Below are 12,520 nucleotides of genomic sequence, written 5' to 3'. Positions count from 1 at the left end.
TTTATATAAAATAGCACAGGATTTTTAATATGTCAATACAAAAGTTGAAAAAAATGTCATTTTATTCTATAATTGTGATAGTGTGATTATCACAAAACCTACCTAAGAAGGGAGTTTTACCAGAAAAATACCATGGCTGAAAAAAATACAAACACCTGGCTGGATACCCCAGATCCACAGGTTTTTATCAAAAATTCTGCAAGATTCAATGATCTGATGATGATGTACCGCTGTACTGTCCGTGAGGTACGTACCAAACTGGAAGTTCTCAATGATGAGTTTTCCGTAGAATATAAACGTAACCCGATTTCCTTTATCAAGACCAGAATCAAAAAACCGGAAAGCATCTACAAGAAATTAAAAAAACTGGGCTATGACTTCACTGCCGAAAATATCCAGAACCAGCTCAATGACGTAGCCGGTATCCGTGTTGTCTGTGCTTTTATTGATGATATCTACACCATTGCAGACCTTATCGCCAAGCAGGATGACATCACCGTCATTCAGGTAAAAGACTATATCAAAAATCCCAAGCCAAACGGTTACCGCAGCTATCACATGATCGTGGAAATCCCGGTGTTCTTCTCCAAGGGAAAAACGCCCATGCGCGCGGAGATCCAGATCCGTACCAATGGAATGGATTTCTGGGCTACACTGGAACATCAGCTCCGATATAAACAGGATATTGAAGAAATGGATGGTTACGAGGAAGTCAGCAGCGAGCTTCTGAACTGTGCCCGCGCTGTCATTGATATGGATAATGAAATGCAGCGAATCAAAGATAAAATCGGACGGTTCCATGATATCTAAAGTTAAAGCAGGTAAGATTATAATCTTACCTGCTCTTTTTCACTGTTCTTTACCCGGAACGCCCGCGGTGTCATATGATAATGTTCTTTAAACACTCTGTGAAAATAACTGTTATTCTCATACCCTACAGCTGCAATAATATCACTGATGGGAAGGTCCGTCTCACACATCAGCTCTACTGCCTTATTCAGGCGTTTTCTCTGAAGAAGTTCCTTGAAATTAAATCCTGTGGTCTTTTTGATCATCTTGCTGAGCACATGCATAGGCAGATGAATCCTGGTGCACAGCTCCGTAAGGGTAGCTGTCCGGTACTTCTGCTCAATATAGTCCAGTGTTGTCATGGAGATCATATTTTCGTACTGATTGGGAAGGCGCATCTCCACATACTGTACGGATTCCACCAGATACATAAAGATCAGGCCCATGGTGGTCTGGTTGATCCGTTCCCGGTTTTCTTCGCCATTTACAAGAGAATAGATGATATTTTCCAGAAGGTTCTGGATCTGCATGACTTCCGCGACCTTAAAGTGGAGATATTCACCCCGCTCTTCATCCTGGCGCAATACATTCACCAGAAAATCTGCCAGCATGTTGTCATTCCCTGTCATGGAATAGGCCACATCAAAAAACTCCGGCAACACCATAAAATTGATGGCAATATCATTCTGTCCCGCTTTCAGGATCTCATGTTTCGTAAACTGGTTGAGAAAAAGCAGCTCCCCTTTATTCACCACAACTTTTTTTCCATCGATGATATTGGTCAGCGATCCCTCGCACACATACAGCACTTCCACAAAATTATGCCTGTGCGCCGGGAAATGCACAAAACGGGTATGGGTACGCACCGCAATCAGTCTGCCTTCTTTCAGCATCTTCCCACTGTCTACGGTAAAATCTCTTCCGGATGTATAGAGATCTTTATCTACCTCCGCTTCCCCATCCAGGATTTTTCGCTCTTCTTCGGTTATTTTTCTCAGCTGATCCAGTAATGCCTGCTGCATAACGCACCTCCATCGCTGCTTTTCTCTATAGCAAAACAGGAGATCACAAAATGCAATCTCCTGTCTGTAAATTCAGTTCTTATATGCTTCTGCCTGTAAATCAGTCGTCACGACGTCTTAAACGCAGTGCAAAGAATGCCATTACTGCATCTAACAGTGCAAATACAACCAGAATTCCATAACGTGCGATATGAGAATTATCTGCAGTTTTTACCTCATCGGAAGAAGATGTGGATGTTGTGTTATTGGAAGTTGTGTTTGTAGTTGTTCCGTTAGTTGTTGTTCCATTTGTGGTAGTTCCATTACCGCCATTGGATCCGTTATTGGTTGTTCCAGGTACCGGTGTTGCTGTTCCTGTTGGAGTTGGTGTTGCTGTTCCTGTTGGGTTCATTGGTACCGGTGTATCTGTTGGCTCTGGTGTGTCTGTCGGCTCTACAGATGGGTCCGGACTTACACTCGGGTCCGGGCTCACACTTGGGTCTGGGCTTACACTTGGATCCGGGCTCACACTTGGGTCTGGGCTTACACTCGGGTCCGGGCTTACACTTGGATCAGGGCTGACACTCGGTTCTGGGCTTACTCTAGGATCAGGGCATACACTAGGGTCAGGGCTTACACTCGGCTCAGGACTTACACTCGGTTCCGGAGCCGGAATCTCATCATATCCGCATCCCAGTACAATATCCATACCTGAGCAAGGAATTACATATCCTGCTGCCCAGTTAACTCTGAACCCAAGGTTCGGACAGTCATTTGTCCAATCCCAGTATGTAAAGGATGTAGAGAATGTAATGGTTCTTACATAAGTTGCACCTGTATCCGGATCAACAAATGTAACATCCTTGGTTACACTTACACTATAAACAGCTGGTGCTTCTTTAGTTCCAACCGGATAATTTCCAGGAACACGGATCTGTGCCATTCCGCTGACACCAACGCTTCCACTGAGAGAAGACTGGTCTGCTGAGAAACCTGCATCTCCGGAAATGGATGCATTGGCAATATCCTCAAGTGTCAGGATTACCGGCTGTGTGATAGTCTTATCACCAACTTTCAGTGTTGCAGATGTAAGTGCTCCGATATCGATATGATCTACACTTCCAGTTGTGCTTAAACCTAAAGACTGCGGATCTGCTTCTTTACCTTCTGCATCCTGTGCATCTGCATCATTATCCTCTACTCTGTCTGCTTTCTGATCCTCATCTGTGGAATCTTCATCCTCTGTAGAGTCCTCTGCATCTGTGGAATCTTCATCCTCTGTAGAATCCTCTGCATCTGTGGAATCTGTATCCTCTGTAGAATCTTCTGCATCTGCGGAATCTGTATCCTCTGTGGAATCTTCTGCGTCCGCGGAATCTTCTGTATCTGCGGAATATGTATCCTCTGTGGAATCCTCATCCTCTGCAGAATCTTCCTCATCTGTAGAATCTTCTTCTTTTTCATCTTTCGCAGCGGCTTTCTTTACACTGCTCTTTTCTGCTTTTGTGGAAGAATATTTGGCTGTTCCTGTCGCACCCATGGCTACGCTTCCGCTCTGCATAAGCAGTGCAGCGCCCATCAGGCAGGCAGCAACTTTCTTCCAGCCAGCCCATTTCTTAAACATTGCTCCTCCTCTCCTTGCTTTAGCGGATGGCGCTTGCGCTCCATCCGCCAAATAAATAATTACTTATTTAATTTTTGTTTTTGTGCTCTTACTCCATGCAGAATATACTGTCTTACCATTGGATGTCTTCTTATAGCTGCGGATACGTACATAGTATGTCTTTCCACTTGCCATTGATTTCATTACGGTACTTGTCTTCTTAGCATTTGCTACAGTGAAGGTTCTTGTTGTGCCTTTCCTGAAATTGCTCTTCTGGCTGATCATAACCTGATATCCTGTTACGCCTGTGCTGACTTTCCATCTTGCTGTTGCCTGTTTCTTGGCTGTACTCTTGGCGCTTAATCTTGCCGGAGTTTTTGGCAGAATGCTGAATGTTGCAGAACCTGCATATTTAGCATATTTGCCTTTACCTTTTACAATTACGGAACCGATTCCCGGATTCTTGTTATTCTTGAAGCTTACTGTATAGTAGCGGGAGCTGAGTTTAGTCTTTCCATAGTATACAGACTTCACAGCAGGTTTCCGTGTCTTTCCGTTGTAGGTAACTTTAGTCGGGGAAATCTTAACTTTAAGTTTCTTGGTAAACTTGGTGTATGTGTTCTTGATGGCAATTGTGCCCTTTGAACTGATGCTGCCAATTGTTACCTTGTAACCAGTCGGTGTCTTAACGAGTTTTGCAGAGTAGGTAATCTTCTTGCCTGCTGAATTCTTGTTAAGTCCTGATACAGTTGCTTTCCACTTGTTTGCACTGTTCAGTACTACTTTCTTGCTGGTTGCTTTACCATTTGCATAGATCTGAACGGTTAAGCTGGAAGGACGGGTGAGAAGGGCATTGTCCAGGTCACTCCATGTGTTCTGTACGACTACAGATGTCTTGTAAACACTGTGTGTAAATGCTGCAACATAGCCGTCTGCAACGCTTCCAGTCACTTTCTTAGTATAACCGGATACATCGGAAATTGCAACCGCATATTTGATTTCTTTTCCATTTGCGTACTTCGGAAGATTGCTCCATGTCTTGGAAGATGCGATCTTCAGGTTGATGTTATCTCCCTCTTCTTTGTCATCTTTCATAAGCTGTACGCTGATGGTTGCCGGACGGATTCCATCCTGGTTGTTTGCATCATTCCATGTACTCTTGATGGATACATTTACTGTCTCCGGTACATGTTTGTAAGTAACTACAACTCCATTGTCATCCAGGACATTGCCTGTTGTTGTAATGGTGTAATCTTTGTTTTCGGTTGTCTTAACGGTGTAGTTGATTCTCTTTCCGTCTTTCTTGACATCAACCTTTGCGAAGGAAGCTTTCCAGCTGTTCTTCTCATCTAAGGTTACTTTGTTTCCTGTTGCCTGTCCTTCTGCATAAAGCTCTGCTTCTACAGAATCCAGACGTTTGCCATCCTGGTTGTTTGCATCATCCCATTTTACGCTTACCGGGATCTGTACTGTTTCCGGGATGTAAGTGTTGATTACGTTAAATGTGTTGCCGTCTGCTTCTGTTCTTGTCTCATAGTTCTCAGGAAGTCCGGATACAGCGACCTCATATTTAACTGCTTCGCCAACTTTGCCTGCTTTGTATTTCGGAAGGTCCTTCCATACTTTTGCAAAGTTGTTATTGCCATTCAGAGTGATCACATCGCCGGTTGCCTCACCGTCAGCTTTCAGCTGAACGCTATAGGCTCCCGGTCTCTGACCATCCTGGTTGTTCTTGTCATTCCATGTTGTGTTTACAGAAACACTTACAACTTCCGGTTTATGAGTGTATGTCAGAACAAGTCCTGCTGCTCCGCTTCCGGTGCATGTGTAAGTATATCCGTCTGCTTTGGTTCCTACCAGAGTATACTTGATCTCCTGGCCGTCTTTCTTCAGTTCCATTTCGCCGAAGGAAGCTGTCCAGTTGTTGTCTGCGGTAAGTCTTACTTTCTTGCTGTTGGATACATCTCCTGCATAGATTTCTGCCTCTACTGCCTCCGGACGGATTCCATCCTGGTTATCTGCATCATCCCATACAACAGATGCTTTTACTTCTGCTTTTGCAGGTACGTGAGTTGCTGTAACTGTAAATCCGGTTGCTGCATCTCCTGTAATCTCTACAGTATAATCAGAAATTTCACTTACCCCAACTGTATAAACAACTTTCTTACCAGCTTTATACTCAGCAAGTCCGCTCCATTTCTTAGTCCAGTTGCTGTTTGCGTTAACAGCAATCGGATCACCGGAGTTTTCTCCATCTGCTTTCAGCTGCAGTGTTACAGATGCCGGGCGGATTCCATCCTGGTTGTCACCATCTGCCCATTTTACAGCTGCTGTTACGTCTACTGCTTTTACCTTGTGTGTATATTTCAGAACAAGGCCTTCTGCTCCGCTTCCGGATGTTGTCAGATCATATCCGTCAACCTTGGTTGCCTGAAGTGTGTAGTTGATTGGTTTACCATTTTTGTTTACTGCAAGTTTCTCGAAGGTTGCCTTCCAGTCTGTGTCTGCAGTAAGACGTACTTTTTTGTTTGTAGATACGTTATCTGCATAAAGTTCAGCCTCTACAGCCTCCGGACGGATTCCATCCTGGTTGTCCTGGTCATCCCAGTTTGCAGATACAGCAATATCAACACCCTTTGGTGTGTAGCTGTTTGTGATTGTGAAGCCTGTTGCTGCGTCTCCGGCTGTTGCCTGAGTGTACTCGGAACGAAGACCGGTCTGCTCTACTGTGTAAGTAACCTTCTGACCAACTGCACCAGCTTTATTGACCGGAAGATTATTCCATGTCTTGGTCCAGTTTCCATTTGCGTCTGCTTTTACAGTAATATCTTCGCTGGCTGCTTCACCATCTGCTTTCAGCTGCAGTGTTACAGATGCCGGGCGAATTCCATCCTGGTTCTCTGCATCATCCCATTTAATGGTTGTTGTTACGGATGTAACTGCCGGTTTATGAGTAAATGTAACTGCCAGTCCGTCTGTTGTATTTGTGTAATCTTCTACTTCTTTTGCAACTTTCAGAGAATAGTTCACTGCTTCGCCGACTTTACCTGCTGTGTATACAGGCATATCTTTGATTGTTGCAGTCCAGTTCTCTTCTGCTGTAAGAGTTACTGTCTTGTCTGTTGTTGTGCCACCTGCGTAAAGAACTGCGTCAACAGATGCCGGACGAACACCATCCTGGTTGTCCGCGTCATCCCATTTCGCAGATACTGTGAGGTCTTTTACTGCCGGTGTGTGGGAGTTCTTAACTGTGATAGCTCCTGTTTCTTCATCTTTGCTAACTGTAGCTGTGTATCCTTCCGGAAGTCCGGATTCTTCTACTGTGTATTCGATCACTTTACCGGCATTGTATTTCGGAAGGTCTGTCCATGTCTTGGTCCAGTTTCCATCTGCATCTGCTTTTACAGTTACGTTATCACCAACGTTTACTGCATCTTCGCCTTCAACTTTTGATTTAAGCTGTAAGCTTACAGATGCAGGACGAATTCCATCCTGATTCTCTGCATCATCCCATGTTACATTTGCTGTAGCACTGACTTTTGCAATTTCATGTGAGTAAGTAACAACAAATCCATCATCTGCACTGCCTGTTACTTTTGCAGTGTATTCTTCATTTGGATCTTCTGCTGTTACACGATATACAATATTATTTCCCTTTTCATCTTCTGCCTGAAGAACTTTCCATTCATATGTCCAGTTATTGTCTGCATTCAGTTCAACAGGATCGCCAACTTTTTTATTGTTTGCTGTCAGCTGAAGAGTTGCTTTTTCCGGACGGATTCCATCCTGATTGTCATGATCATCCCATTCTGTAGAAACAGTCACATTTCTACTTGGAAGTACTGTAACCTGTACTGGAGAAGAAACTAAATCATCCCATTTTGCAACAACTGCCGCGCTACCTCTTTCAACACCAGTAACAACACCATCTTTTACAGTTACAATAGATTCATCATAGCTTTCCCATGTAATTGCTGCATCATCTACATATTTGGAACCATCCCACGCCTTTGCAGTAATAGTTTCTGTTCCATTCTGTAATACTGACAGTTTATCTGAAGGACTGAGAATAATTCTCTTATCAGATGTTACCGTTACATCACAAGTTGCACTGAAAGATCCCCATGTACCTGTCACAACTGTTTTACCCGGTGCAATTCCAACAACATAGCATGCGGCTTTATTGTTCGGCATTTCCTCAAGTCTTACAATGCTTTCATCTTCCGCTTTGTATTTGACTGTCGGGCTCTGAACAAGTTCATCGTTATCATATACTTTACCAATAATGGATGGCCGAGCAGATGCACCTACTGTTGTTTCGATGGAGCTATTATCCAAATATAAGCCCTCTGCTCCATCTACCTTGACACGAATAGTTTCATAAGATGTACACGGTCCATCAAGACTTTCAAGACTTACATAGAATCCATGTGTTATACCTACTGGGTTCAGTGCTGGAATTTTACCCGTAACTTTTGCGGTTGCAGTAGTACCTGCCGCATTAATGTTGTCCTCTGTATTCCAGAACTGAGCACCAAGACTCTTATGTCCATTTTCGTAGTATCCATTTTTCCAGGTGTGTTCTCCACCATCTACACCTACTGTACCAGTAAGATCTATGGTCTCGCCATTCTTGACAACCTGACAATCAACTACCGTAACTTTAATTTCTTTTGTTGTTGTGTTATTATTATCATCTTTGTAGGATGCTTTTACTATCGTCTGGCCATTTTTAGTTCCAGCCACAATAACACCATATTTATCTACAGTTGCTACTTCTTCATCTTCAGATGTCCATGTAACTTTACTAGATGAATTATAACCAGAAGATTTTCCAGTCTTACCAGCCACATATTCACCCATGTTTTCAAGCTGCCATACTATTTCCATTGTACCATTCTGAGTTAAAGTCACCTCTGACTGGTCAGCAGATACGTACAAACCATCATATACAACATTTACTGTAACTTTTCCAGAATATGTTTTTCCATTTTCAGCTTTCCAGCTTGCTGTAATCTGTGTTGTACCATATCCCACAGCAGTTACATTTCCCTGAGCGTCTACAGTCGCAACTTTTTCATTCTCACTGCCCCAAGTAATTTCTGCATTTGTCACATTAGTTCCATTATAGGAAGCAGTTGCTTTAATTGTTTCTTTTCCGTCTTTTTTCAGTTTCAGCTCATCTTTATCCAGCTGAAGACTTCCTGAGCCAGTTACTGTCAATGTCACAGAATCTGTATCACTGTAGTTATTAACAGAAGCTGATGCTTCAATTGTTGTTTCACCTGGTTTTTTAATACGGAATCCACCATCTGTATCAATTGCAGCAATAGACGTATCTTTGATCTTCCATTTAACTTCTGTTGAATTTGTTACATCTGGATTTTCCTTAGTAAAATCATAAACCACATACTGAACCTGATGTTCTTTTGTTTCATCATCTAAGGACATTGCAATTTTTTTGTCAGGTTCTGTGATTTTCACACCATTAACATCAATCTCAAGAGTCTTTACAGCAAGATCTCCACACTTGATAGTCATCGTTGTACTTCCAGGTGCTAATGCCTTAACTGTTAAAGTAGTATTATAACTACTGCTACTGAAACTCTGTTTACTTACCTCTGCTACGCTTGGATCTGAAAATTCAAATTCAAAATCCGGCTTGGTTGTTGTCTGAGCTCCATCTTTAAATACCTGTACACTAATTGTTGCTGTATTACTTCTCTTAGCAATCTTTAACTGAGTTGTTCCAATCAGATAAATACCATCTGCTGGAACTTTAACAGGTCTGACAAATGTTTCCTTCAGATTTCCACTTCTGCATTTTGGAGATGAAGAATATGTTTCCAGAGCGTCTTTTGTCATCTCATGGAAATCAAGTTTATACACGTGATTGATAACACCACTGCTAAGATATGCATTATAAACTGCAGTTGCCTTCTGCATACCATCTTTATCACTTGCTGTAACATCTACATAAGTATTATGTGCACTGGAACCCCATGAATCTTCTAATGTCCATGGAAAACGAATTTTGCCCGCGCTTTCCAGTAATTCTGGAGAACTAGGTTCACCCTGTAATTCAATTTTATCAGTTCCAAGGTTTACCGCTGCCGGAGGTTCTGTAACCTTTACATGATAAGTTACCACTATTCTTCCAAGTTCTGTTTTTGAGCTGTTTGAAGCTGATTTATCATATCCAATCCAAGTTCCTGTAATATCAGCTTCACCTATTCCTACAGCCTTAATATCTGTGTTTGCCCAGTACTGCTCAACCGTAACTACATCTGTATTAGAGCTTGTCCAATTAAGACTACTATTCGAATCTTTCTTATCCCATACCAGACCACTCTTTAATTCATTAGAATTCTTTGAAGTATAAAGTGCATGTAAAGTACCAACTCTTGTTTCACCCACACACATATTAATTGTACTGTTATTAGAAGGGTAATTTGCTACTGCCCATCTGTAATATCCGTTAAGATCTTTAATTCTGGTATAATCATAAGATTTATCGGATGTAATCTGAATGCTTCCTTTTTCAATTCTCGATGTATCATCTGTTGCATCCTGTGTCTCAGTACCATCAGAAAATGCCGCAACTGCGCTGCCGTCATCAAATGCGTCCTGCTCAGCAACTGCACTGTCATCTGTGGTCTGTTCCGGAGCTGTTAACTCCTCGCTGTCTGCCTCCTGTGAAATATCTTCCACATCAGCATCCTGCTCTACGTCCGGGGCAGCAATTTCATCTTCCTCTGACGTAACATCGTCTGATGATTCTGTTGTTTCAACAGCATCTGTGTCAAAATCAACTGTTTCCGCATCAGACTGTGTATCTGCCTGAGTTTCCTGCGCTGCCACCGGCTCGCTTGAAAAATCATCCGCAGATACAACGAAGCATCCCTGTGCAAGCATTGCAGCTGTCAATAGCCATGCAAGGGTGCGCTTCAGACCTGAGTGTAATTTTGTACTCATTTTTCTCTCCTTCTTTCTTTTTTTGTTTTACAGCTTCATCTGGTTTTTACTGTTTTTACAGTACCAGGTTTTCAGCAATCGTGATTCTTTTTCTTCAGCTCTTTGGACAACTCAATACGGTTTGTCTTAAAGTGGAAGAAAGGTCTCTCATCAATTGCCAGTATTTCAACTGGAAACATGTATGGTTCCAGACAAGACTGTACGTCTTTAATGATATCATCAACTTTGTATCCGTCCTCCAAAACAACATAGAGGTATGGAACAAAGTATCCGTCATGATCTTCATCTTCGATCAGTACGAAGAATTCGTCTTTAATTCCTTTGATCTTGGCGTCTGCAAGGCGGTTCTCCATTGGAAGTACTGCAAGCTCACCACCACCATAACGATATGCGGCACCACGGTTCAGTACGTAGAAAACGCCATCCTCATCTACATAACCAATATCGCCGGTATGAAGCCAGATCTTGCCGTCCGCATGTCTCTGGAGTGTTTTTGCTGTGGCACTTCTTCTGTCATAACCAAGCATATTTCCAGGACCTGCAGTACAGATCTCGCCCATCTCGTTATATCCAAGTTCTTCCTGTGTTCCAGGTTTGAAAACGCCCATATCATTCAGTGGCATCGGAATTCCCACATTTCCGTTGTGGATGGACTTAGGGGCCATCTGGAATGTAAGGTTGGAACCTCCCTCACTGCTTCCATATGCCACTGTAAAACGAACATTGCAGTTATGTTTATGAAGAAATTCCTGCACACGGTCCAGCTGATTGTTGTTTACCGCCTCGCATCCTGCTCCTGCTGCCAGAAGATGAGACATATCATAATCATCCGGAACACGTCCATTACGCATAACCGCTTCAATGAACATCGGAATCATCGGCCAGACGTTTGGTCTGTAACGCATCATCTCAAGATCTACGTCCTCCGGATCAACAAACGGATCCATGATCAGAAGTTTGTTTGAGGATAACGGAAGCAGTACCATGGAAACAACAACGGCTACCAGTGCAGGTGGCAGACAGGTTACCATCCATGTTGGACGAACATCGTCAGGTCCGCCATAAAATTTCATCTGACATACAGTACCGAGTATGCTGTTCGCACAGTGGATAACCTGTTTGGACGGGCCTGTGGAACCACTTGTGTAAGCACGGAACAGCGGTCTGTTGAGATCTTTTTCCGCTTCAACTTTTCCTACATAATAATTACCGATTGAGATAAATTCATCCCAGGTCATGGTATTCTCACCGGATGCTGTTACCCGTGGATAATTCTCCTCCAGAGATTCTTTTATGTAATCCGGAAGCGTACTCTCCTCTCCATAGTACATCGGGTTCAGAAGAATTACTTTCTTGACTCCTGCACCCTCACAATAAGTTCTCAGTTCCTTCGGTGCCAGGAAATCGTGTGCAAAAATTGCTTTTGCATCGGCTTTGCTGACTGCCTCAACGTTTTCCAGAAGTGTGTTATCTCTGCATAACAGAGAAGCACCGATTTTCTCCGCTGCCAGTAAAAGGAATACAAAATTAGGAACCAGTCTGAAAAATACAGGAATCTGATCTCCTTCGCCAAATCCCATCGCCCGCAATGATCTCGCACATTTTTCGGATTCCTCGAAAACAGTTTTCCAGGTGATATCTTCTCCATAATAATGGATTGCCACCACATCTGGTCCAGGACAATGCTGTTCCAGGTATTCCCATAAGGTGCACTCTGGTTTCTGAATCATTTTGAGCATCATTTCCGGATAATACTGCATCCAACGACGATCTTCGCTTGGTTTTCCTGTAGGTGTTTTTTCGCAATTCATTTTTCATCTCCTCTTTAAGTTCAATACTTTTGGATAATACAAAAACAGCCCCGGTCAGAAATCTGTTATCACTGCGGCTGTTATTACAGAGTTTATTATAGATTTTGCATGAATCTGACTGTTTCATGGCAAATCTCCTCCGTATTATATATTCTGTTATATTTTACCATAACCAATTTTATCTGTAAACCCATCTGAAGCAGGTCTTTTCTGCTATTCCTGTCTCTTTTTCTGTCACCTTTGGATTCCTCGGGAGTTTGACACATTGAAATCCAAAAAAGTACTGCAAAGCCTTGAAATAGGCTTATTTTTTTGTCAAATTTTTATTTTTATTATATAGT

Annotated in this window: 5 protein-coding genes; 1 reads left to right on the top strand and 4 read right to left on the bottom strand. The window is 42.6% G+C overall.

The genetic code is table 11. The annotated features are described in order from the left end of the window. Positions 1–132 precede the first annotated feature (132 nt). Positions 133–810, top strand: coding sequence for a GTP pyrophosphokinase (locus ACTNDQ_RS14740; protein ID WP_173761844.1), 678 nt, complete (start codon positions 133–135; stop codon positions 808–810). Between the two features lie 17 nt (positions 811–827). On the opposite strand, the gene ACTNDQ_RS14735 is transcribed toward ACTNDQ_RS14740, so the two are convergent. The 4 genes from ACTNDQ_RS14735 to ACTNDQ_RS14720 all read right to left on the bottom strand — a co-directional run bounded on the left by ACTNDQ_RS14735 (position 828) and on the right by ACTNDQ_RS14720 (position 12,179). Further along, on the bottom strand, positions 828–1,811 hold the full coding sequence (locus ACTNDQ_RS14735) for an AraC family transcriptional regulator (RefSeq protein WP_441064942.1): 984 nt from the start codon (positions 1,809–1,811) through the stop codon (positions 828–830). 100 nt (positions 1,812–1,911) lie between these two features. After that, positions 1,912–3,414, bottom strand: coding sequence for a hypothetical protein (locus ACTNDQ_RS14730; RefSeq protein ID WP_441064943.1), 1,503 nt, complete (start codon positions 3,412–3,414; stop codon positions 1,912–1,914). Positions 3,415–3,477: 63 nt separating this feature from the next. Further along, positions 3,478–10,368: a Cna B-type domain-containing protein gene (locus ACTNDQ_RS14725; RefSeq protein ID WP_441064941.1), complete on the bottom strand. Its 6,891-nt coding sequence runs from the start codon at positions 10,366–10,368 to the stop codon at positions 3,478–3,480. Positions 10,369–10,439: 71 nt separating this feature from the next. Then, positions 10,440–12,179 carry a class I adenylate-forming enzyme family protein gene (locus ACTNDQ_RS14720; RefSeq protein WP_441064940.1) on the bottom strand — a complete coding sequence of 580 codons (1,740 nt, stop codon included), beginning with the start codon at positions 12,177–12,179 and terminating at the stop codon, positions 10,440–10,442. Positions 12,180–12,520: the final 341 nt, after the last annotated feature.

It is taken from the genome of Blautia massiliensis (ex Liu et al. 2021), from assembly GCF_052064225.1.
In the GTDB taxonomy this organism is placed as follows: Bacteria; Bacillota; Clostridia; order Lachnospirales; family Lachnospiraceae; genus Blautia_A; species Blautia_A fusiformis.
This window is presented reverse-complemented; position numbering and strand designations above follow the sequence as displayed.

Bases quoted from the DNA above. Each gene is read 5' to 3' on its own strand.
- ACTNDQ_RS14740 (WP_173761844.1), top strand. From the start codon at position 133: ATGGCTGAAAAAAATACAAACACCTGGCTGGATACCCCAGATCCACAG.
- ACTNDQ_RS14735 (WP_441064942.1), bottom strand. From the start codon at position 1,811: ATGCAGCAGGCATTACTGGATCAGCTGAGAAAAATAACCGAAGAAGAG.
- ACTNDQ_RS14730 (WP_441064943.1), bottom strand. From the start codon at position 3,414: ATGTTTAAGAAATGGGCTGGCTGGAAGAAAGTTGCTGCCTGCCTGATG.
- ACTNDQ_RS14725 (WP_441064941.1), bottom strand. From the start codon at position 10,368: ATGAGTACAAAATTACACTCAGGTCTGAAGCGCACCCTTGCATGGCTA.
- ACTNDQ_RS14720 (WP_441064940.1), bottom strand. From the start codon at position 12,179: ATGAATTGCGAAAAAACACCTACAGGAAAACCAAGCGAAGATCGTCGT.